General features: G+C 50.7%; 20 protein-coding genes, 15 tRNA genes and 1 rRNA gene (1 of these 36 running past the window's edge). 33 read left to right on the top strand and 3 right to left on the bottom strand.

Annotated elements, in window-relative coordinates:
* The 16 genes from NDK47_RS08110 to NDK47_RS08185 all read left to right on the top strand — a co-directional run.
* Positions 1-2,004: ribosomal RNA gene (locus tag NDK47_RS08110) — 23S ribosomal RNA — on the top strand (it extends 924 nt beyond the left edge of the window).
* Between the two features lie 70 nt (positions 2,005-2,074).
* A tRNA-Asn gene (locus NDK47_RS08115) sits at positions 2,075-2,150 on the top strand.
* 7 nt (positions 2,151-2,157) lie between these two features.
* Positions 2,158-2,233: transfer RNA gene (locus NDK47_RS08120), tRNA-Thr, on the top strand.
* Positions 2,234-2,249: 16 nt separating this feature from the next.
* Positions 2,250-2,326, top strand: a tRNA-Glu gene (locus NDK47_RS08125).
* 83 nt (positions 2,327-2,409) lie between these two features.
* Positions 2,410-2,485: transfer RNA gene (locus tag NDK47_RS08130), tRNA-Val, on the top strand.
* A gap of 135 nt (positions 2,486-2,620) precedes the next feature.
* Positions 2,621-2,697 (top strand) — tRNA-Met (locus NDK47_RS08135).
* Positions 2,698-2,772: 75 nt separating this feature from the next.
* Positions 2,773-2,849: transfer RNA gene (locus NDK47_RS08140), tRNA-Asp, on the top strand.
* Positions 2,850-2,890: 41 nt separating this feature from the next.
* Positions 2,891-2,966: transfer RNA gene (locus tag NDK47_RS08145), tRNA-Thr, on the top strand.
* 10 nt (positions 2,967-2,976) lie between these two features.
* Positions 2,977-3,061: transfer RNA gene (locus NDK47_RS08150), tRNA-Tyr, on the top strand.
* A 7-nt stretch (positions 3,062-3,068) separates the two neighbouring features.
* Positions 3,069-3,144 (top strand) — tRNA-Lys (locus NDK47_RS08155).
* 18 nt (positions 3,145-3,162) lie between these two features.
* Positions 3,163-3,249: transfer RNA gene (locus tag NDK47_RS08160), tRNA-Leu, on the top strand.
* Between the two features lie 75 nt (positions 3,250-3,324).
* Positions 3,325-3,400: transfer RNA gene (locus NDK47_RS08165), tRNA-Gly, on the top strand.
* A 65-nt stretch (positions 3,401-3,465) separates the two neighbouring features.
* A tRNA-Arg gene (locus tag NDK47_RS08170) sits at positions 3,466-3,542 on the top strand.
* A gap of 78 nt (positions 3,543-3,620) precedes the next feature.
* A tRNA-Pro gene (locus tag NDK47_RS08175) sits at positions 3,621-3,697 on the top strand.
* Positions 3,698-3,704: 7 nt separating this feature from the next.
* A tRNA-Leu gene (locus NDK47_RS08180) sits at positions 3,705-3,792 on the top strand.
* A 25-nt stretch (positions 3,793-3,817) separates the two neighbouring features.
* Positions 3,818-3,891, top strand: a tRNA-Gly gene (locus NDK47_RS08185).
* 316 nt (positions 3,892-4,207) lie between these two features.
* Here the strand turns inward: NDK47_RS08185 and NDK47_RS08190 are convergent.
* Positions 4,208-5,338 (bottom strand): sensor histidine kinase, encoded by a 1,131-nt coding sequence (locus NDK47_RS08190; RefSeq protein ID WP_251874341.1) that lies wholly within the window; start codon positions 5,336-5,338, stop codon positions 4,208-4,210.
* A gap of 216 nt (positions 5,339-5,554) precedes the next feature.
* On the opposite strand from NDK47_RS08190, the gene NDK47_RS08195 reads away from it, so the two are divergent.
* The 14 genes from NDK47_RS08195 to ytfJ all read left to right on the top strand — a co-directional run bounded on the left by NDK47_RS08195 (position 5,555) and on the right by ytfJ (position 15,576).
* Complete coding sequence (locus tag NDK47_RS08195) at positions 5,555-6,211, top strand: TerC family protein (RefSeq protein ID WP_251874342.1); 657 nt, start codon at positions 5,555-5,557, stop codon at positions 6,209-6,211.
* Positions 6,212-6,311: 100 nt separating this feature from the next.
* On the top strand, positions 6,312-6,899 hold the full coding sequence (locus NDK47_RS08200; protein ID WP_322112086.1) for a YkoP family protein: 588 nt from the start codon (positions 6,312-6,314) through the stop codon (positions 6,897-6,899).
* Entirely contained in the window at positions 6,896-8,032 is a 1,137-nt protein-coding gene (locus tag NDK47_RS08205; RefSeq protein WP_251874344.1) for an MGDG synthase family glycosyltransferase, read from the top strand. Before NDK47_RS08200 ends, NDK47_RS08205 begins: the two co-directional genes overlap by 4 nt.
* A gap of 96 nt (positions 8,033-8,128) precedes the next feature.
* The gene (locus NDK47_RS08210) at positions 8,129-8,332 is read left to right on the top strand and encodes an alpha/beta-type small acid-soluble spore protein (protein ID WP_251874345.1); all 204 of its coding nucleotides are present in this window, start codon (positions 8,129-8,131) and stop codon (positions 8,330-8,332) included.
* A 151-nt stretch (positions 8,333-8,483) separates the two neighbouring features.
* Positions 8,484-8,690: a DUF1657 domain-containing protein gene (locus tag NDK47_RS08215; protein WP_251874346.1), complete on the top strand. Its 207-nt coding sequence runs from the start codon at positions 8,484-8,486 to the stop codon at positions 8,688-8,690.
* 68 nt (positions 8,691-8,758) lie between these two features.
* Complete coding sequence (locus NDK47_RS08220) at positions 8,759-9,619, top strand: DUF421 domain-containing protein (RefSeq protein ID WP_251874347.1); 861 nt, start codon at positions 8,759-8,761, stop codon at positions 9,617-9,619.
* 22 nt (positions 9,620-9,641) lie between these two features.
* Entirely contained in the window at positions 9,642-10,115 is a 474-nt protein-coding gene (spoVAC, locus tag NDK47_RS08225; RefSeq protein WP_251874348.1) for a stage V sporulation protein AC, read from the top strand.
* A 3-nt stretch (positions 10,116-10,118) separates the two neighbouring features.
* Positions 10,119-11,138: a stage V sporulation protein AD gene (spoVAD, locus tag NDK47_RS08230; RefSeq protein ID WP_251874349.1), complete on the top strand. Its 1,020-nt coding sequence runs from the start codon at positions 10,119-10,121 to the stop codon at positions 11,136-11,138.
* 1 nt (position 11,139) lies between these two features.
* Positions 11,140-11,490, top strand: coding sequence for a stage V sporulation protein AE (spoVAE, locus tag NDK47_RS08235; RefSeq protein ID WP_251874350.1), 351 nt, complete (start codon positions 11,140-11,142; stop codon positions 11,488-11,490).
* A 158-nt stretch (positions 11,491-11,648) separates the two neighbouring features.
* Positions 11,649-12,233 (top strand): spore cortex-lytic enzyme, encoded by a 585-nt coding sequence (gene sleB, locus NDK47_RS08240; RefSeq protein ID WP_251876055.1) that lies wholly within the window; start codon positions 11,649-11,651, stop codon positions 12,231-12,233.
* A gap of 274 nt (positions 12,234-12,507) precedes the next feature.
* Entirely contained in the window at positions 12,508-13,473 is a 966-nt protein-coding gene (locus tag NDK47_RS08245; protein WP_251874351.1) for an S-layer homology domain-containing protein, read from the top strand.
* Positions 13,474-13,543: 70 nt separating this feature from the next.
* Complete coding sequence (locus NDK47_RS08250; protein ID WP_251874352.1) at positions 13,544-14,212, top strand: DUF2953 domain-containing protein; 669 nt, start codon at positions 13,544-13,546, stop codon at positions 14,210-14,212.
* A 343-nt stretch (positions 14,213-14,555) separates the two neighbouring features.
* Entirely contained in the window at positions 14,556-14,987 is a 432-nt protein-coding gene (locus NDK47_RS08255) for a hypothetical protein (RefSeq protein ID WP_251874353.1), read from the top strand.
* Positions 14,988-15,117: 130 nt separating this feature from the next.
* Positions 15,118-15,576 carry a GerW family sporulation protein gene (gene ytfJ, locus NDK47_RS08260; protein ID WP_251874354.1) on the top strand — a complete coding sequence of 153 codons (459 nt, stop codon included), beginning with the start codon at positions 15,118-15,120 and terminating at the stop codon, positions 15,574-15,576.
* A 63-nt stretch (positions 15,577-15,639) separates the two neighbouring features.
* Here ytfJ and NDK47_RS08265 read toward each other — a convergent pair whose 3' ends face one another.
* Positions 15,640-16,881, bottom strand: coding sequence for a flagellar cap protein FliD N-terminal domain-containing protein (locus NDK47_RS08265; protein ID WP_251874355.1), 1,242 nt, complete (start codon positions 16,879-16,881; stop codon positions 15,640-15,642).
* Between the two features lie 44 nt (positions 16,882-16,925).
* Positions 16,926-20,372 carry a pyruvate carboxylase gene (pyc, locus tag NDK47_RS08270; protein ID WP_251874356.1) on the bottom strand — a complete coding sequence of 1,149 codons (3,447 nt, stop codon included), beginning with the start codon at positions 20,370-20,372 and terminating at the stop codon, positions 16,926-16,928.
* Positions 20,373-20,494: 122 nt separating this feature from the next.
* On the opposite strand from pyc, the gene NDK47_RS08275 reads away from it, so the two are divergent.
* From NDK47_RS08275 to tpx, 3 genes are all read left to right on the top strand, one after another.
* The gene (locus NDK47_RS08275) at positions 20,495-20,929 is read left to right on the top strand and encodes a gamma-glutamylcyclotransferase family protein (protein WP_251874357.1); all 435 of its coding nucleotides are present in this window, start codon (positions 20,495-20,497) and stop codon (positions 20,927-20,929) included.
* A gap of 66 nt (positions 20,930-20,995) precedes the next feature.
* Positions 20,996-21,535, top strand: coding sequence for a hypothetical protein (locus NDK47_RS08280; RefSeq protein WP_251874358.1), 540 nt, complete (start codon positions 20,996-20,998; stop codon positions 21,533-21,535).
* Between the two features lie 101 nt (positions 21,536-21,636).
* Positions 21,637-22,158, top strand: coding sequence for a thiol peroxidase (tpx, locus tag NDK47_RS08285; protein ID WP_251874359.1), 522 nt, complete (start codon positions 21,637-21,639; stop codon positions 22,156-22,158).
* Positions 22,159-22,246: the final 88 nt, after the last annotated feature.

Genomic DNA, 22,246 nt, shown 5'->3' on the forward strand with positions numbered 1-22,246 from the left:
GGGCCCTCATCGGGTTACCGAACTCAGTCAAACTCCGAATGCCAATGACTTATGTCCGGGAGTCAGACGATGAGTGCTAAGATCCATCGTCAAGAGGGAAACAGCCCAGACCATCAGCTAAGGTCCCCAAGTGTATGTTAAGTGGGAAACGATGTGGAGTTGCCCAGACAACCAGGATGTTGGCTTAGAAGCAGCCACCATTTAAAGAGTGCGTAATAGCTCACTGGTCGAGTGACTCTGCGCGGAAAATGTAACGGGGCTAAACATACCACCGAAGCTATGGCAGTCCTTACGGACTGGGTAGGGGAGCGTTCCAAGCAGCAGTGAAGCCGTACCGGAAGGAGCGGTGGAGCGCTTGGAAGTGAGAATGCCGGTGTAAGTAGCGAAAAGACAAGTGAGAATCTTGTCCACCGAAAGCCTAAGGTTTCCTGGGGAAGGCTCGTCCTCCCAGGGTTAGTCGGGACCTAAGCTGAGGCCGAAAGGCGTAGGCGATGGACAACAGGTTGATATTCCTGTACCACCTCTGTTCCGCTTGAGCAATGGCGTGACGCAGGAGGATAGGGTGAGCGGCCTACTGGATGGCCGTCCAAGCAGCAAGCCTGGTGTGTAGGCAAATCCGCACACTATTAAGGGCAAGCTGTGATGGCGAGGGAAATTTTAGTACCGAAGTCCCTGATTTCACACTGCCAAGAAAAGCGTCTAGCGAGGAACAAGGTGCCCGTACCGCAAACCGACACAGGTAGGCGAGGAGAGAATCCTAAGGTGCGCGGGATAACTCTTGCTAAGGAACTCGGCAAAATGGCCCCGTAACTTCGGGAGAAGGGGCGCCCCGGTAGGGTTTATAGCCCGAGGGGGCCGCAGTGAAAAGGCCCAAGCGACTGTTTAGCAAAAACACAGGTCTCTGCGAAGCCGCAAGGCGAAGTATAGGGGCTGACGCCTGCCCGGTGCTGGAAGGTTAAGGGGATGGGTTAGCGCAAGCGAAGCTTTGAACCGAAGCCCCAGTAAACGGCGGCCGTAACTATAACGGTCCTAAGGTAGCGAAATTCCTTGTCGGGTAAGTTCCGACCCGCACGAAAGGCGTAACGACTTGGGCGCTGTCTCGGCAAGAGACCCGGTGAAATCATAATACCTGTGAAGATGCAGGTTACCCGCGACAAGACGGAAAGACCCCATGGAGCTTTACTGTAGCCTGGTATTGGAACTTTGTGCATCATGTACAGGATAGGTGGGAAGCTGAGAAGCAGGGGCGCCAGCCTCTGTGGAGCTGTCGGTGGGATACCACCCTTGATGTACGGAGTTTCTAACTCGTCACCCTGATCGGGTGAGAGGACCATGCCAGGTGGGCAGTTTGACTGGGGCGGTCGCCTCCTAAAAGGTAACGGAGGCGCCCAAAGGTTCCCTCAGAATGGTCGGAAATCATTCGTAGAGTGTAAAGGCAGAAGGGAGCTTGACTGCGAGACCTACAAGTCGAGCAGGGACGAAAGTCGGGCTTAGTGATCCGGTGGTTCCGCATGGAAGGGCCATCGCTCAACGGATAAAAGCTACCCTGGGGATAACAGGCTTATCTCCCCCAAGAGTCCACATCGACGGGGAGGTTTGGCACCTCGATGTCGGCTCATCGCATCCTGGGGCTGAAGTAGGTCCCAAGGGTTGGGCTGTTCGCCCATTAAAGCGGTACGCGAGCTGGGTTCAGAACGTCGTGAGACAGTTCGGTCCCTATCTGTCGCGGGCGCAGGAAGTTTGAGGAGAGCTGTCCTTAGTACGAGAGGACCGGGATGGACGCACCGCTGGTGCACCAGTTGTCACGCCAGTGGCACAGCTGGGTAGCTATGTGCGGAAGGGATAAGCGCTGAAAGCATCTAAGCGTGAAGCCCCCTCCAAGATGAGACTTCCCACAGCGCAAGCTGGTAAGACCCCTCATAGACGATGAGGTTGATAGGTTCGGTGTGGAAGCGCGGCAACGCGTGGAGCTGACGAATACTAATCGGTCGAGGACTTATCCACAAACCTTTAGCAATCATGCATATCCAGTTTTGAAGGTGCGAAACGGCACGAGTGGCTCCTTCGATATTGTTCCTCGGTAGCTCAGTTGGTAGAGCAATCGGCTGTTAACCGATCGGTCGGGGGTTCGAGTCCCTCCCGAGGAGCCATCCATTCGCTCCTGTAGCTCAGTAGGTAGAGCGTTTCCATGGTAAGGAAGAGGTCGCAGGTTCGATTCCTGTCGGGAGCACCATCATCTATTTTGCAATGGCCCGTTGGTGAAGCGGTTTAACACAGCAGCCTTTCACGCTGTCATACAGGGGTTCGAATCCCCTACGGGTCACCATACTTCCCCACAAAGTAAAGTGAATGCTTTGTTGCAACACCGAGTACTTTGCGGGGCCCCAAAACAAATGTTGAGGGGTATCTGGAGGCTTAGCTCAGCTGGGAGAGCATCTGCCTTACAAGCAGAGGGTCGGCGGTTCGATCCCGTCAGCCTCCACCACTTCTTTTAAAAGAGGATGGTCAGCTAAAAGCGCCACGTCCTGTGGGTCGGCTATAAGCGTCAACGTCCTGTTGACAACGCCGACACTGGCACCTCGTGTGCGTCGCAACACTGACATTTGATCGTCCTGATCGACGCGGGATGGAGCAGTCTGGCAGCTCGTCGGGCTCATAACCCGAAGGTCGCAGGTTCAAATCCTGCTCCCGCAACCAAATCATCTACTTGAACAATGCTGAGTTGCCGCTTGACCAAGTAAGATGGCAGTGCACTTGAGTGCAAACAAATATGGAGCTGTGGTGAAGTTGGAGTTCACGCCGGTCTGTCACACCGGAGGTCGCGGGTTCGAGTCCCGTCAGCTCCGCCATTTCAAAGAAGTATTTATTGAAACAAATCACATAATCATTTGCCGGTGTAGCTCAATTGGTAGAGCACCTGACTTGTAATCAGGGGGTTGTGGGTTCAAGTCCTATCGCCGGCACCACCATATGACTGGGGAGATAGCGAAGTGGCTAAACGCGGCAGACTGTAAATCTGCTCCCTCTGGGTTCGGCGGTTCGAATCCGTCTCTCCCCACCAGTTATATGAGCCATTAGCTCAGTTGGTAGAGCATCTGACTTTTAATCAGAGGGTCGAAGGTTCGAGTCCTTCATGGCTCACCAGTTTTTTAAAGGGAATATGCGGTCGTGGCGGAATTGGCAGACGCGCTAGATTCAGGTTCTAGTGGTGGCAACACCGTGGAGGTTCAAGTCCTCTCGACCGCACCATATTACCTCAAAAGGCAAAGAGAAAGCTTTGCAGTATAAAGGCTCACCTTTTCAGGGAAATATATGAAACAGCATGCGGACGTAGCTCAATTGGTAGAGCGTCGCCTTGCCAAGGCGAAGGTCGCGGGTTCGAGACCCGTCGTCCGCTCCATTGAAGTTATTCAGTCTCTCACCCGTTCCGGGTTCACCCTCGGGGACAGACACCTTATCCATTATGTGCCCTTAGCTCAGCTGGATAGAGCGTTTGACTACGAATCAAAAGGTCGGGAGTTCGAATCTCTCAGGGCACGCCATTTTACCCCAAAAGTAAAGTGAAGCGTTGTAGAGAACTCCGAATACTTTTCGGGGCCACACAACAAAAAAGGTAGTATCGGGAAGTAGCTCAGCTTGGTAGAGTACTTGGCTTGGGACCAAGGGGTCGCAGGTTCGAATCCTGTCTTCCCGACCATAGTTTTGCCGGGGTGGCGGAATTGGCAGACGCAACAGACTTAAAATCTGTCGGGAGTATCTCCCGTACCGGTTCGAGCCCGGTCCTCGGTACCATGTTGATCCTCAAGATATTCATTTTGCGGGTGTAGTTCAATGGTAGAACTCCAGCCTTCCAAGCTGGTCGCGTGGGTTCGATTCCCATCACCCGCTCCATCATAAAAAGCAGTGCCTCCAAAGGGCAACTGCTTTTTTTTCGTTTCAGGCAAATGGTGACCATTCTATAACTCGATATAGGCCTATTGACCTGTTTTAACCACAGATCGACAGAATGCACCGCAATACCTCAACGAGAAAGAGGATTGTCGAAATCTGTCAAAAGATTGTGGGTGGTAGAAACATATGTTTTCGTGTAGAGTTAGGCTAGATCGCTTACTGAATAGGTAAACGGATCTCTTGCCTCGCCCTCTGAAGAACAGAGGGCATTTTTTCTGAAAAAAAGCTCTTTCGAGTCAACCATTCGAAAGAGCGATTACACCAAAGGCAAAGTCACGATAAAACGGGTAGATTCAGGATCAGACTCACAGGAGATCGTTCCATTATGCTTCTCGATTATGTTTTTGCAAATGGATAAGCCAATTCCCGTTCCATTTTGTTTCGTGGTAAAGAACGGCTGAAACAGGCTTTCCACGATGTCAGGAGGGATCATTTCCCCGTTGTTTTCGACCAGAAGCGTCACCCAGCCATCCTCGCAGACTGTCTTCACCCGTATCCACTTCTCAGGTCTTCTCTGGACGGCGTCAATGGCGTTGGTCAAGAGATTGACGACGACCTGCTTAAACCCCTCCTCGTAGCAATTTAGCAAGCACGGCTCTATCTGTTGCTCGTACAAAATGTTCTCGGCGAGAAGCCGCGGCGTTATGAGCAGCTCTACCTCAAACAAAAGATGTTCAATATCGACGGTTTTAAAGATCTCATCCAGGATCGGCTTTTTGGAAAAGCTGAGAAAGCCAGTGATTTGCCGATGCAAATTTTCGAATTCATGCATCACGACCTGAATATAGGACTGGAGCTTGTCCTGGTTACGCGTAGATTCGGCGATCAGCTTCAAAAAACCCTCGATTGCACATAAGGGGTTGCGAAGCTCATGGGCCATGTTCGCAGCAATTTTCCCAAGCATGGTCAGTTTATCATTGTGCAGATAAGAGATGGTTTCTTCTTTTTGGACAAGCTCTTTGTTCATCATTTGTTCGAAGTGGTAGACGGCCCAAAAAACGCTTTCATCCATCGCTTTTCCAAGCTGTGTCTCCAGGTAAAGCATATGGTCGGATGTCAACGACCACCCTTGAAGCTCAGGTCTGATGACCCGCCAGAAAACATTCCGGTACAACTGATAGGTTCGAAGTATGGAGGAGAATGGATATTCTTGCTCGCGCAGCCATTTTCCCATATCTAGACACCAGTTTTGCATGTCTTCCTCGACATCTTCCACGAGATAACGTGCCAGCAGCACCGTCCGCTTTTCAGCAAAATCCCGAGGGATCGTCAACTGCGATTCCATACTAAAGGCAATCTCTTGCAGCCACTGCGTGGTAATCATCGGTACCATATCCAAAATCTTTTGCGATACACTTCGAAGGTTTAGAGAGACAGCTTCCACCATATCTTATCCCACCCCAATCCTAATCGTACGGAAGGATACCCTGAAAGACAAGGTATATATCTCCTATAATAGGGCAGAATTTTGCTTTTTTTTGGAATTTCCGTTCAACAAATTCCGAGTAATCTCGCCACTTTTCGGAAGGAAAAGCGTTCATGAGGGGACATGCAGCCGCATAGAGTTAAGAAGGACAAACAGATGAGGGAAACAGGAGGGGCAATGGACACGCAATTTTGGGTCGGCTTTTTCCAGATATTCCTGATTGACTTGGTGTTAAGCGGTGACAATGCGGTTGTGATCGGAATGGCTTGCAGAAGTTTGCCGGCCAAAGACAGAAATCAGGCAATCTACATTGGTTCACTGGGAGCGATTCTGCTTCGTATCTTGTTGACGGGTGTAACGACGCTGTTATTGGACATTCCTCTCGTAAAAGTGGCAGGTGGCTTGCTTCTCTTCTGGATTGCCTGGAAATTGATGTTTGGCGGTCAAGAAGAGACGACCGAGGTTTCTTCCAACCGAAGCAAAGGACAGGCAATTAAAACCATTATTTTGGCGGATGTCATCATGAGCCTGGACAATGTACTGGCAGTAGGTGGAGCTGCCGACGGAAATTACCTGCTTATTATCATAGGTTTGGGACTGAGTATCCCCTTGCTGATGTGGGGAAGTTCTTTTGTCGCCCGCTTGTTAAATCGTTTTCCCAGCCTGGTCTTGCTCGGAGGGGGTGTCTTGGCCTATACGGCAACAGAGATGATCCTGGACGACCCCTATGTATGGAAAATGATAAACCCACTGTTGTGGAATCATGCCTGGGTACCCATGCTCGTGGCCATTGGCATTGTTTTACTGGGGCGCTGCCGGAAAGCGTTGGACTAAACGGCGCAGGACAACGGCAGCGTCTGTGTGTTTTCAGAGTAGAGGTTCGGGCATACTACATGTATGAGGAAAACACTGCATGAAAGGATCCGATTAAAGGATGAACACGGGCCTCTTGAGATTGTGGGGGATTTGGGACAAGCTCTATCAACGGTGTACGCGTCTTCAGTATATCGAAAAAGAGAACAACATCTTTCGGATTGTCCGTTTGCGATATCGAGGTGAGCCGCTCGTCACGTCAGACAATCGCATGATTTCCGCAGGTGACCTGATCCTGAAGCTGCACATCCACAATTATTACTTTGCGACGCTCTGCAGTGGGGTGAAGAATGATCTGAGGATAGCCTTGTTGCTAAGGCAACAGATTCTCCGCTCATTGCCGCAATTAGCCAGCTATCTCAATGCCATGGAGGAACAGGATGTCATCAAAGGGATTGTCGGCACAACCATGCTGAACAAAGGAGTAGAACCACTCGGCTTTTCGATTTCTGATGTTCCGATGAACTGGTTTTTTCGTTACAAGCGATGGTATTTAAAAATTATGTTGCGCCTGATTCACCCGGATGGAAAAGGCAGACTCAAGACCTGGAAACATGAAGTGCCTTTAAAACGTGTGTATATGTCCAAAGAAGAACTGCTGCGCAGGTACCTGCCACGAGAAGCAGAAACGGCAGGTGACACGCGATGAAAGAAAAACGGATTCTGGTGGTTACAGAAGAGTGGGCAGGCAGCGGGCACCGGATGGCTGCCGAAGCTCTGGTTGAAGCGCTAAAGCATATTCATTCGGATCTTCATGTCGATATTGTCTGGGGTCTTCAAACAGCCAGTCCAGCGTTACGGGAAATGTCCCGTTTTTTTTATCTGAAGATGCTGCGATACAGTCCGTGGCTCTGGCAACGAATGCATGACCATCATGGCGCATGGGCGGCAGCATGTAAAAAGCCGCTCGCAAGCTGGCTGTCAGGAAAAATACTGACATCATGGATCGAGCAGGAAGCTCCGGATATCGTCGTCGCGACCCATGCCTACTGCTTTGCTGCCCTGGCCGAAGCGAAGCAAAAAGCCACAAAGCCGTTCCGACTGGTAGGCGTGCCGACAGACTTTTGTGTTCATCACTTCTGGATTCATCCCCAGGCGGATGCCTATATCCTCGCTCATCCACAGCTTGAAGACGAAATTCGCTCTCATCCCGCTATGCAAACCACTCCGATTTTACACGCCGGTATCCCGATTCGCCGTAACTTTTACTCATCATCAAAACGTGAAAAAGCGAAGTGGAAGGAGTCTCTCGGCCTGCATCCACAGCATTTTACCGTCCTGCTCAGCGGAGGGGAAGGGGGCTATGGGGCCATGGAGGAGGTATTGCAGGGGTTGCTCGGGGAGACAGAGCCTTTGCAGATTGTTGTGATTACGGGGAGGAACACAGAGCTCCAGGAGCGTTTGCGTCAAGCAGCCGAGACGTTGTCTGGCCCCTCTCCACATGTGACTGTCGTCAAAGGCTATGAGGAAAGCATCTGGGAATGGATGGCGGCCGCTGACGTTTTCATCACCAAACCAGGAGGAATTAGCTGTGCGGAGGCGCTGGCGGTCAGAACTCCGCTGATCCTGCATCATCCGCTTCCTGGACAGGAACAGCGAAATGCTGCCTTCCTTCTCGACCAACAAGCGGCTTTGTTTGCTCAAAGCGTCGAGCAGATACCAGCAATCGTGCAGCAGCTCAGGAGGTCGCCCGATCAATATTCGGAGATGACTCGTAGAATGAGCGAGATCGGTAGGCCACATGCAGCAGACCAGATCGCTCAATTTTTGCTCACACTATAACCCTATAAATTGCCAGTGAAATCTACAGGCTGAAATGAATGAAAGCGCGTGTCTCCAGACATATTAAAGCTACAACTAACGAGGAGGTGATTACAGATGGCAAACAACAGTGGTTCCCGTAACAACCTTCTGGTACCGCAAGCCAACCAAGCTCTGGATCAATTGAAATACGAGATTGCTGCTGAGTTCGGTGTACAACTGGGTGCCGATACCACTTCCCGTCAAAACGGTTCGGTTGGGGGAGAAATCACTAAGCGTCTCGTTTCCTTTGCTGAACAACAACTGGCTGGCCGTGGATAACCAAATAGGTTGAATGTGGGAGAGGCACCTTCGTGGTGTCTTTCCTTTTTTTGATTTGAGTGCTTGTAAAAAAATCCAGATAGAAATTTTAAAACGATGGGATTAAATAACTGCGCTTGGTTGATTCTATAGGTGCTAGGAGGTGAAAATGATGACCGTTGCTTCTCAAGTAAAACAAACACTGTCCAACCTGAAGGGTGCGCAAGCTAACCTGGAGTCCTTCGCTCTCAGCACGCAAAATCAGCAAGCGAAGCAATTGTATGCACAGGCAGCCGAGCAAACCCAGACCATCGTAACGAACCTGCAACAGCGGGTAACGGAGCTGGAGAACGAAGAACCGCAGTACAAAGGTTTTTAAGGAATGGAGTCATCGGAGAGGGGCATTCTCTCTCCTTTTCTTTAGTACATGAGCGGGAGGGTTTTGGCGTGCCCGATTGGTTAATGATTGTATTTCGTTCGATTGGCGCGGTCGCCTATCTGTTTATTCTCACGAAAATTATAGGCAAACGCCAAATCAAACAATTGACGTATATCGAATACATCGTCGGCATCACCATCGGTTCCATCGCTGCCTTCATGGCCACAGAAATGGATGGTCCCCTTTATCACAGCTTGATTGCGATGGCGATTTTTACCCTCTTTCCCTATATGTTTGAGTGGCTGGCAATGAAAAGTAAGATTCTCCGCGACCTGTTCGAAGGCACCTCTACTGTTTTGATCAAGGACGGCAAAATTCTGGAAGACAATCTGAAAAAAGAGCGCTGGACAAATGAGGATCTGATGGAGCAGTTGCGTATTAAAAACGTGTTTCGTGTGGCTGATGTTGAATTTGCCTGCATGGAAACAAGCGGGGAGCTTAGTGTGCTCCTGAAATCCCAGAATGCGCCGGTTACCCCGCAGCAACTCAATCTCCAGGTAGCTCCGGCCGAAGAACCGCAATCTGTCATTTTGGATGGTGTCATAATGGATGAGCCGCTCTCCAACCTGGGACTGAACCGCCGGTGGGTGCGGATGGAACTAGAGAAGGCAGGGGTGGCGCTGGAGAATGTTTTCCTTGGCCAAGTCGATAAGGGCGGGCAGCTCTACCTCGATTTATACGATGACAAGCTGAAAGTCAATGCGCCGCAAGAACTGAAATTGACCTATGCTCAACTAAAAAAATGTCAGGCCGATCTGGAAATGTTTGCCCTGTCCACGAAAAATGAACAACAAAAACGTATTTACCAGCGCGATGCCGAAGAGTTGCAGAGAGTGATAGATCAGGTCATGCCGCTACTGATGCGATAGGTGAAAGGAGGGAGTGGGCCACATGGCAGACAATCAAAAGAAAAAGCTGACCTTGACCCAGCAGGAATATCAGCAATTGGCCAAGCGGCATGAACCCCAGCGGCCGTTGCTTCGCAATTTTGTGCGTGCCTTTCTGACGGGCGGAGTTATTTGTCTGATCGGTCAAGGGCTTCAGGAAATGTTTATCCGGTACTTTGATTTTACGGAAAAAACGGCGGGGGCTCCTACGGCAGCGGTCTTGATCTTTCTTTCGACGCTTTTGACGGGACTGGGACTGTATGATCGAATCGCCCAATGGGCTGGTGCGGGTACCAGCATCCCGGTAACAGGGTTTGCCAACTCTATTACTTCTGCTGCACTCGAGCACAGAAGCGAAGGGTTTGTACTTGGGGTAGGCGGAAACATGTTTAAGCTGGCGGGATCGGTGATTGTTTTTGGGGTCGTATCTGCTTTTATCATCGGCATCGTAAAATCACTGATCAAGATGGGAGGATAAGCGATGCGTCAGGGACATCAATCCTGGTTCTTCCCCTCCAGACCAGTCATCCTCGGGTCTTCAGCCATCGGTGGTCCTTTTGAGGCAGAGGGACCGCTTGCCGAAGATTTTGACATCACACATGGAGATCTGATGGTTGGTGAAGATAGCTGGGAGAAGGCAGAAAAAATTCTGTTAGAGGAAGCCTGCGACAAAGCACTGGAAAAAGCGGGATTGCAAAGGGAGCAAATTCACTTCCTCTTGGCCGGGGACCTCATGAATCAAATCATCTCATCCAGCTTTTCCGCACGAACGCTGGGAATTCCCTATTTGGGACTTTTTGGTGCATGTTCAACTGCCATGGAGGGGTTGGCGCTGGGAGCTCTGCTCGTTGAAAGCGGCGCGGCCGATTATGTCCTTGCTGCCACGGGAAGCCATAACGCATCAGCCGAGAAACAGTACCGCTACCCCACGGAATACGGGGCCCAAAAGCCCCCGACAGCACAGTGGACGGTGACGGGAGCGGGAGCAGCGGTGGTGGGGAGGCAGGGACGAGGATTGCGGATACAGGCTGCTACTGTTGGGCGCATTGTGGATATGGGGTTGAGTGATCCTTTCAATATGGGAGCAGCAATGGCGCCGGCAGCGCTGGCAACGATCGAAACCCATTTCCGGGATTTGCAAATCCCTCATGATCACTATGACCTGATTGTTACCGGAGATTTGGGGAAAGTCGGCCACTCCATCCTCTCGGAGTTGATGCCAAAGCATAACGTTATGGTTCCGTTGGATCGTTACCTGGACTGCGGCATGCTGATTTACGGAGATCATCCAAATGTGTGGTCTGGAGGAAGCGGCTGCGGTTGTGTGGCGACAGTTACATACGGTCATCTCTTGCGCCGGATGATGAAAGGGGAATGGAAACGAATCCTTGTCGTCGCAACAGGTGCCCTGCTGTCTCCTATCTCTTATCAACAGGGAGAGTCCATACCCTGCATCGCTCATGCTGTAGCTATCGAAGCAGAGCCTGATGAGGAGGGATAATGTGACGTTTTTATGGGCATTTTTAGTGGGAGGCACGATATGTCTGATTGGCCAGTTCCTGTTGGATGTAGTTAAATTGACACCCGCACATACGATGTCGTCACTGGTAGTGGCAGGAGCGTTGCTCGATGGATTTGGGCTGTATGACCCGCTGATCAAATTTGCCGGAGCAGGGGCTACCGTACCGATCAGCAGCTTTGGCAATGCGCTGGTTCACGGGGCCATGGCAGAAGCTGAAAAACATGGAATGATCGGCGTGCTCACTGGCATTTTTGAAGTAACCAGCGCAGGAATCTCTGCGGCCATCGTTTTCGGTTTTTTAGCAGCTGCCGTGTTTAAACCAAAGGGATAATCGACATGGCAAGCGGAATGAGTTGGCAAAGATGCCAAAAACCTTGAATTGAACCGGGTCTTCTCCCTCGATAGAATGGGTCCTTGAGGAGGGGATTCAGGTTGTTTCCGAAAAAGAAAGGATTTACCTTCATCTTGACTGTCCTGATAGCCATTCTGATGGTGAGCCCAGTATCAGCAGCTCCATTGCTTAAAATGGGCAGTCAGGGCGGTGACGTATTTGACTTACAGTATCGTTTGCAAGTATTGGGGCTGTATCAGGGTCCGCTAGACGGAAAATACGGATGGCAGACAACCCAGGCTGTCCGTCAATTTCAGCAAAAATACGGCATGTCGGAGGACGGCATTGCTGGAAACCAGACTTGGACCAAATTGAAAAAAGTATCGGTAAATCGTAACGAGATGCAGATGCTTGCCCAGCTTGTCTATTCTGAGGCCAGAGGGGAGCCTTACATCGGTCAGGTCGCTGTAGCAGCTGTCGTCATGAATCGCCTGCGCTCCGGTGACTTTCCAAACACGGTGGCAGGAATTATTTATCAGCCCTTGGCTTTTACCGCCATTGATGACGGACAATACTGGCTGACTCCGGGAAAAACGGCCTATCAAGCGGCATACGACGCTGTGCGTGGCTGGGACCCTTCAGACAGAGCCTTGTATTACTTTAATCCGAGAACAGCGACATCGCAATGGATCTGGTCTAGACCGCAAATTAAACAAATCGGTAACCATATTTTCGCCAGATAAGAACGATCGATAGAACCCGAGATAACGACCTGTTTTTCGCTTCCAAAAACACGAGGGACTCCCGGTAACGGGACAGATCGGTCTGGAAGACATGCTGTATATGGGGAATAACCGGGGTGTCCAGGATGTAGAGTTTCCTACACATGGGACACCCCATTTTCCGGAAGGATTTCACGCATATTCAATTGTCAATCATTGAGGGGTTGTTTTCTGAATATTTTCCTTTAGAATAAGAAAAAGAGATTTACCAGCTACCACGATCAGGAGGTTGATGATGAAAAAGATGCTGATTCTAGCCTCGTTGGCAGCCATCATGGCAATCGGTTCGCCAATCGCAGAGGCAGAGACAACAAGAGAAACCACACCATTTGCAGACGTAACCGGACATTGGGCAGAGAAAGACATACAAAAATTATACATAGCAGAAGTAATCGGCGGTTCTGAAGAATTTCGCCCGGATGAACAGATTACTCGGGCCGAGCTGCTTACCCTGTTTGTTAAGGCCAAGAAGCTCCAGGCAGGAACGCCGGGCAGCTCTCCTTTCGCAGATGTTCACTCGGACGACTGGCTGTCCCCATACGCGCAAACAGCCTATCGCTTGGGAATCATCGATGGAGAGTGGTCGGAGGGCAAGCTCTATCTTCATCCGGACAAGCCTGTACAAAGGGAAGAGATGGTCTCGATGCTGATCCGGGCCATGGGAGACAGCGGCAAGGTGAATCAATTTCCATGGACATCCACCATGCAAACCTTGCAAAGCTATCCTGATGGCGGTTCCGTAGAAAAAGCTTACCAGCGCCCCTTTGCATTTGCCCTGCAAAACAGAATCGTTAACCCGTATCAGGATGGAAAGCTGCAGCCTGACCATCGGATCACCCGTGCGGAAGCGGCTACCTATGTGGCCATGCATCTGCTGAAGCAGGATGATGCGCAGCATGCGGCAACCGGACTGACTTTTTCAAAAAAACTGACCGTTCAAACGACGGCCTTTACCTACCCCGAAGACAAAGCAGAGGCGCTGTCTTATCTGGAGCTTCCGCTTCGTGTGGGAATTGTTGCAGTAGATCCTGAGGTGATTCCGCTCGGCAGTCATTTGTACATCGAAGGCTATGGCTACGCAGTTGCGGCCGATATTGGAAGCGCGGTAAAGCAGGACAGAGTAGACCTGTTTTTTGGATCTCGTGTGGAGGCGCTGCAACACGGCATTAAAGACGGTGTTACCGTCTATATCCTCAACTGATAAGTTTTCCTTTTTGGAACATATTTTCCCATTCTTCCGCTCAAACTAACAGTGGAAAGGATGGGATTTTTTGTTTGGCTGGTGGATACTCCTCGCATTTTTATTGATTATTGTACTGATTGCCATTACGCCTATGCGCATCTCTCTGTACTATGGAAGGGTAGAAGAGAACGATCATCTGGTTGTAGAAATCTCGGCCTGGTTTCGGCTGATTCGCCGCAAGTATGAGCTCCCTCACATCACGATCAAACAATCAGAGGAGGGGCCAAAACTGAAGGCAAAGGTGGAAACAGTCAATCAGCAAACCAAAAAGGACGAACGGGTAAGAGGCATCGGCAGGAGACAGGTAAAAAAATGGATGCACAATTATCAGGATCTGCTCGAGCGCTTTCACGACTTTAAGCCTGTCTTGCAACAATTTGCAAAGAAAGTCCGCTGTGAACGGCTTGAATGGCACACCGTGCTGGGAGCGGGAGGTGCTGCGGAGACAGGAGCCATCCTGGGTGCTGTTTGGGCCGTGAAAAGTATGCTGGTCGCCGTGTTTTCCCATGCGATCTCCTTGCGAAGCATGCCTAAATTAAGCGTACAACCAGTATGGAACCAGATGGTGATCCACACACAAGCCAGGGTGATCCTCCATTTCTGGCTCGGTCACGCAATCGTCATGGGCATCCGTATTCTGCTGCGTTGGAGAAGAGAGAGGAGTCATAAGTGGGAAACGACTCCCTCTGGAGCTTAGGAGATCGCTGTACATTCCGGCAACCGATATCGCCAAAACAACTGCATTACATGGCACCGTTCATGGTGCCATTTTTTCATTACTACAAGTATACTCATTTCAAGCTCCACCTTTAGCCATAGTAGTCTTTTGCGGTGGATAGATATTTCTCTTTCCCAGAAGGTTAGGAATAATTCACTATAACAGGTGGGGTCTGGTTTTCCGATGATGTAAGAAAAGATCAAAGGAGAAACAGTCAATGGAATCTTATCTTCGCAGAAAATTGATCACATACCTCTTGGGGTGTCCCTTACAGCCTGCCAAAAAAAATCAAATGGGGGAGATGCTTCTCGTTAAAGGGGGGATGATCAAATGGGGGACTTTCTCCGTCTCCTTATTCTTCATCATTTCGCTTGTGTTACTCGCGGTGTTCACCGATGACACTTTCTCCGAAATTCAGTTCGTGCTCATCCTCACTGTCGCTCTGTTATTTGGGTTGGGTTCTTTGGCACTTTATCTTTCCAAAGTCGTTATTGGTGAGACAACCATTACCTCCTATAAATGGTACGGGAAAAAATCCATCCGCTTTTCTGACATCAAGGAAGTTGATTACACCAGTTTTTTTGGCGGGTGCATCGTTTTAAAAGACGGGCATCAGTCTGTGTGGGTTCCGATCGAGAATGTGGGTACTGCTGATTTCGTCAAGCTTTTATGTGCGAAAGTAGGACAGGAACAATGTGGGAAAGCCGTGCAGGCGATATATATGCGAAAACAGGAGTTGGCGCGATTTATGTGAGAGTTCGGGGGTGAACTCCATTAGGCAATAAGTAAAATACGGCATGATTCATGAAAGTAATGTACCCAGGGAATGATACTACCTATACGACATGATTAGCCTAGAGTGTATTACAGAGGAGGTATCATTCATGGCAGACCACCCCATTCAGGGTTTGATGAGAACCGCTATGGAAAATATCAAGCAAATGGTCGACGTAAATACGATCATCGGCGATCCGGTGGAAACTCCGGACGGCAGTGTAATTCTTCCGATCTCCAAGGTTGGCTTTGGCTTCGCGGCAGGGGGAAGTGAATTTCAGTACGAACGGGATCACCCGGGCGTGATTGGGCATCCTTTTGGGGGCGGTAGTGGTGGAGGCGTGTCCATTACTCCCGTAGCCTTTCTCGTTGTAGGTAAACAGGGAATCAGATCGATTCCTCTGGAAAACTCTACTCACCTGTACGATCGGATTTTGGATACCGTCCCTCAATTTGTAGAGAAAATGCAGGGAATGTTTGGGAAAAAAGATGAGCCTACGGTTTCTACAACGACCATCGTCACCAACGCGGACGAGCATGATCTCGAAGAACTGATCGAGCGAAGCTAGTCACGGATAAAGCGAAAAAACAGGTATGCCGTCAAATCGGGCATACCTGTTTTTATGGATGTGCTACCATAATTGGTTGACGATCAGACCTGTGTAGATCGCTTGCCGAAAGAAAAGGTGAGGCAAGCGAATAGAGGAAAAAGGTCGCTCCACTGCACTTGCGTTGCTAAAGTAAGTCAAAAGGCTGGGGGAAGTCGTGTTCCATACGCCCGTCTCTTTTGTCAGGAGTCTCGGAAGCATGGATATCTCCTTTTCAAAGGCTGGGTAGTTACGCTCCAGCGAATGAAGCAGTACTTCCTCATCCACAGCCAGTTGGCCATCTGCAGCCGGATACAGGCCAAAATCGCCAAGACCCGTATGAATAGCCTGGGAAACGCGTTCAAGAGTGCCTGACATATGGCTGACAAACAGATCGGGCCGGTCCCGTAAAAACGCATGCAAACGATTGTACCGATCAATCACGTCACGAACCTTTTGCAAAAGCGTTTCGTGATCCGGTTCGATTCGCAGGGTAACCCTGCCGGTTTGCAGCAGGGTAGCAGTCACCTTATCGGTAAGCTCCACACGATTGGAGGAAGAGCTTTGCCAGGTGCCGTCCACGTAGTATTCGGCATTTTCTGCCTGTCTGGTGATCTGGTCCAAACCGAGAGTTCGCACAAGGCTGCCCTCCTGATCACGGAGGAAAAAGGCATGCTCCGCACCCGTCTCCAGTGATCGCAGGACGAGTCTGCTGGATTCTCCTTGGTATTCGAGCGACCCGCTGACTCCTCGTCCGGATTGATGAAGGAGATGGACCAGCTGCTTCAACACCTGTTCATGCGTGTCCTGTGGAGACACCTGAACGGAGAAAGGGGTCTCCTGCTCACCTATAAACAGGGAAAAGCGATGGAGACCGGGCGGGACGATGCTGGTATCACCGCTGTCTGCCCACTTTCCCTCGATCATCTGTTGGGCTGCCAATCGGATGATTTCGATCTGGTGTTGACCAGGCTTTGCCCTGGCTCCTGCCTTGGCCTGCAGGCGATCCCGGTTCGAGCTGATTGCACGCCGCGCATACAGAACACTGTTTCTGCGGGAGGGATCAAACTGTTTGACCGCTTGATTCAATTCGGCTGAATAACGATAGAGGTTGGAGAGGGAATCAGCAAAATCAGTGATCCACTGTTGATGGCGCGTATAAAAAGGCTGTAGATTATAGCCCGTGATCGGCTGCACGGGCCCGTTCAATTTAGCCTGGATCATCTGAAAATGGTAGGTTCCAACCCGTTGGCTGTAGGGAACCTGTCTGATCGCAGTTACCCGCATTCCCTCTCCTCCTTTCACGAACAAAATGGTGATATAAGGTAATTTTACTCCATTTCGATCAGCAAGTCACCCGTTTCAATCGCATCGCCCGCTTTGACATGGATCGCTTTCACCTTTCCATCCAGCGGAGCTTGAATTGTGGTCTCCATTTTCATCGCTTCGCTGACAAGAAGATGCTCTCCTTTGTGCACCTTGTCGCCCACACTTACGAGGACCTTCAAAACCTTGCCTGGCATGGAAGCGCCCAAATGGCCGGCTTCCTGGGGATCAGCCTTGCGGCGGGCGAGCTCGGAGATTTTGGCCGCCTGGTCGCGGATAAAAATTTCCCGCGGTTGTCCATTCAATTCAAAGTAAATAATGCGCCGTCCATCGGGATGGAGTTCGCCGACTGCTACGAGCTTGATGATCAGCGTTTTGCCTCGTTCAATGGTAATCGCTGTTTCTTCACCTGGACGCAAGCCGTAGAAGAAGGTAGGCGTACTTAGCACAGACAGATCGCCGTACTCTTTGATGCTTTGCTCATATTGCAGGAATACCTGCGGATACATGATGGAAGCCAGTACATCCAGCTCGGTTGCTTCGCGTCCGATCTTTTCGGTGATTTCTAGGGCCACCTTGTCAAAATCGACAGGAGCCAGCAGTTCACCGGGACGGGTGGTGAAAGAATCGCGTCCTTTCAAGACGAGTGCTTGCAGTTCTTTTGGAAAACCTCCGGGCGGTTGCCCCAGATATCCCTGGAAGAACTGAATGACCGAATCCGGGAAGTCCAGTCGCGTTCCTTTTTCCCAGATGTTTTCTTCCGTCAGACCGTTTTGTACCATAAACAGCGCCATATCGCCGACGACCTTGGAGGAAGGAGTCACTTTGACGATATCCCCGAACATCTGGTTCACGGTCGCGTACATCTGCTTGACCTCGTCCCAGCGCCCTTCCAGTCCGACTGCCTTGGCCTGTTGCTCCAGATTGGTGTATTGACCGCCAGGCATCTCGTGCACGTAAACTTCCGTATTGCTCGTCTTCATGCCGCTCTCAAAGCCCTGATAGTAGGGGCGCACATCCTCCCAGTAGTCAGACAGCTTGTTGAACGCGTCGAGGGAGAGACCCGTTTCCCTGTCCGTATGGGCGAGAGAAGAGATCAGTCCATTTAGGCTCGGTTGGGATGTCAGCCCTGACATGGAGCTGACGCATGCATCGACGATGTCCACGCCTGCTTCAATCGCTTTGAGCAGCATGGCTCCCCCGTTTCCGGAGGTGTCATGGGTATGCAGGTGGATCGGAATGCCAATCGCCTGTTTCAGTGCGCGAACCAGTTCATAGGCTGCATAAGGCTTGAGCAGACCCGCCATGTCTTTGATGGCCAGAATGTGAGCGCCTGCCTTTTCCAGCTCTTTGGCCAGATTGACGTAGTACGACAAGGTGTACTTGGTTTTCGTTGGGTCAAGAATATCACCGGTGTAGCAGATTGCCGCTTCGGCGATCTTGCCGGAATTGCGCACTGCTTCGATGGCTGTCTGCATGCCCGGGAGCCAGTTGAGACTGTCGAAGATACGGAAAACATCAATGCCATTTTCAGCAGACGCTTTGACGAAAGCGTGAATGACGTTATCCGGGTAGTTCGTGTATCCGACCGCATTCGCGCCGCGCAGCAGCATTTGAAAGAGAATATTGGGAATGCGCTGTCGTAAAATCTGCAGGCGTTCCCACGGCGACTCCCGCAAGAAGCGCATCGTGGTATCGAAGGTAGCGCCCCCCCACATTTCCAGAGAAAACAGGTCTGCTCCAAGCTTGCCGGTGGCTTCTGCCACAGCAGCCAAGTCATAGGTCCGCACACGGGTTGCAAAGAGCGACTGATGGGCATCCCGGAAGGTCGTATCTGTAATCAATACGCGATCTTGCGCCTGAATCCATTTGACCAACCCCTCCGGGCCTTCGCGATCCAGAATTTGCTTGGTTCCGTCCGGATACGGCTGGGCAAACGGCGTGCGCGGGATGCACGGGGCATCGAAGTGAGGCTTTTTGTCCAGCTTGGACAGGCCGGGATATCCGTTGACGATGGTGTTGCCGATGTAGCTCAGAAGCTTGGTTCCCCGGTCTTGACTGCCTGGGAAAATGAACAGTTCCTGCTTGGTGTCGATAAAGGAAGTGTCGTACTGCCCGCTGAGAAAATCGGGATGGGTCACGACGTTTTCCAAAAACGGCAGGTTTGTTTTGACACCGCGAATCCGGAACTCTCTCAGCGTTCGCAGCATCTTGCGAGCGGCTTGGTCAAAGGAGGAACCATACGTCGAGATTTTCACCAGCAGGGAATCGTAGTACGGTGTGATGATTGCGCCTGGATAGCCGTTGCCGCCGTCCAGCCGCACACCGAAACCGCCGCCGGAACGCCATGCCAAAAGGCGGCCGGCATCGGGCAGGAAGTTGTTCTCGGGATCTTCTGTCGTCACTCGGCATTGAATGGCAAAACCGCTCATCTGGATCGCTTCCTGCGAAGCGATGCCGATTTCCGGATCAGCCAGTTCATGGCCTTCCGCGATGCGAATTTGGGCTTGCACGATGTCAATGCCCGTGATCAGTTCGGTAATGGTGTGCTCCACCTGAATCCGCGGGTTTACTTCGATAAAGTAGAACTTTCGATCAGGTGTGAGCAGGAATTCGACAGTACCGGCGTTGGAATACCCGGTTTCTTTCATTAATTTGAGCGCAGACTGGCAGATCTCTTCGCGCAGCTCATCATCCAGCGAAAGGCTGGGGGCGACTTCTACCACTTTTTGATGGCGTCGCTGCACGGAGCAGTCCCGTTCGTAGAGATGGACGATATTGCCGTGTGTGTCGCCGAGAATCTGGACTTCAATATGTTTGGGATTTTCCAGATACCGCTCCAGATATACCTTGGCGTTGCCAAAAGCGGAGCGTGCCTCGGAGCGGGCGCGATCCAGGGCCTCCTGCAGTTCATCCTGGCTGCGGACAATCCTCATCCCGCGGCCGCCACCACCGGACACACCTTTAATGATGATCGGATATCCGTACTCTTTGGCAAACAGGAGCGCTTCCTGAAGTGTATCAATCGGCTCCGGTGTACCGGGAATGACAGGAATGCCAGCCTCGACCGCCATGCGGCGAGCCTCTACTTTATCTCCAAATTTATCAATCAAAGTGGGAGAAGGGCCGATAAAAAGAATCCCTTCATCCTGACAGCGTTGTGCGAACTCTGCGTTTTCCGCGAGAAAGCCATATCCGGGATGGATCGCGTCAATATCGTTGCGCTTGGCAATCTCGATGATGCTCTCGATGTCCAGATAGGCTTCAATCGGACCTTTCCCAGCACCGACGAGATAAGATTCATCTGCCTTAAAGCGATGAATGGAAACATTGTCCTGCTCGGAATAGACAGCTACAGTGCGAATCCCCAGCTCCGTTGCAGCGCGAAAAATTCGGATGGCAATTTCTCCGCGGTTTGCGACCAGCAATCGGTTGATTTTTCTTTTTCTCACATTTCTCTCCCCCTATTTTTTTGTCACTATGGAGTGAAAATTATATATAGTGTAAATATACAAAATTGTAGATACAGAAACATCACTTTTTCAGAAAAATCTTAGAATAGGTGTGAATTCTCATGACGAGAGTCCTTCCCGTATTCGTATACGGCACGCTTCTTCCCGGTTTTCTCAACTATGAGCGATATGTCAAGCCCTATCCGCACACGATCCAGCCGGCTACAGTACAAGGATGCCTCTATCATTTGCCCGCCGGCTATCCCGGCCTGGTGCTGTCCAAAACTGCAACGGTGAAAGGGGCGCTGTTATTTTTTGCTGCAGACAGATACGAGGAAGCTATCGCAGGAATGGATGAACTGGAGGACTATTTCGGTCCCGATGACCCTCGGAACGAGTACGAGCGCGAACTGACTACAGCGGTATTGCCGGAGGGAGCGGGAGAGGTACTTTCCTATCATTATCGGTACAGCAAAGAGTCGTACGCGGTTAAAAGGGGAAGAGAAGTGCCCGCAGGAGATTGGCGTATATTTATGCAAAATCGTCTGCGTGAGTAGATGGAGTTGTGAATAGTCCCCTCCCGAATTGCCCAAAATGGTAGGGAAAGGAGGGGGAAGGCTGCCATGGATTTTTCGAACAAACTCCCTGCTGATATTTGGCGGATGCTGATTCCGGCTTCCCAGTGGATGTTTTGTGAAAGCATGCCGGAAGAGGAGCTGATTTTCCACTACCGGGATTCGATCTATTTTGTCAACGAAGAAGGCTCTGTACTGGCGCTGCCCAAGCCGGCCTGTTTCGATCAGCTCGATCTGGAATCGCTGCTGGAAGCATTGGCGACATCGGAGGATACAGTTGATTTTGATGAGAACGGAGAGTTTGATTACGGATTTGTACTGAAAAGGATGGGCTATCTGGTTCCGATACGCCGTATGCGAGAAGCCGACTCCTTTCAAATTGAAATCGTCAATACGGTTTTGCCTTCTGCCAAAAGCACCTCCTATGAACTGAAAAAAGTCAGTTTTGTGTTTGCTCTTTACCAGGCGCTCATGCGTTGTCATGATCTGAATCGGCGCAGCGGATGGGAATACGAGTTTGAGATCAAGCGCATTACAAGGCTGGGCAACCTGCAACAAGAAGAAACAGGATTTCGCTTGAAACTATAACTGCAATTTTCCCTGTTTCCATAGTGAAAATCATAGAATAATAAGGTATGATGAAAAGGTACATATGATACTCACGATCATTTTGTTAGGAGGAAAATAGCATGACAGCTTCCGTAGAACGTCAAGGCGTGGTTACTTTCAAAGGAAACCCGGTAACTTTGCTCGGTCCAGAAATCAAGGTGGGAGATACAGCTCCTAACTTTACCGTGCTGGCGAACAACCTGAGCCCGGTTACTCTTGAAGATTCCAAAGGAACCGTTCGCCTGATCTCCGTTGTACCTTCTTTGGATACAGGCGTATGCGACGCACAAACCCGCCGTTTTAACGAAGAGGCAGCCAAGCTGGAAGGCATCTCGATTCTGACCATCTCCGTTGATCTGCCTTTCGCGCAAACTCGCTGGTGCGGTGCTGCGGGTATTGACAAGGTTCAAACGCTTTCCGATCACCGTGATCTTTCCTTTGGTCTGGCTTACGGTGTAGCGATCAAGGAGCTGCGCTTGCTCTCTCGCGCTGTATTCGTGGTGGACGCCAATGATAAAGTGGTTTACGCAGAATACGTGCCGGCAGTCGGTGAGCATCCGAACTACGAAGCGGCGATTGAAGCAGCAAAAGCTGCGAAGTAATTCTTTTTCAGTGTAAGGTACGTTTACTGTCAACATTGATTCCCCTTTCCGTTGTGAAAGGGGATTTTTTTTACGCTTAAATGGGGGG

Source organism: Brevibacillus ruminantium (assembly GCF_023746555.1).
GTDB classification, from domain to species: domain Bacteria; phylum Bacillota; class Bacilli; order Brevibacillales; family Brevibacillaceae; genus Brevibacillus; species Brevibacillus ruminantium.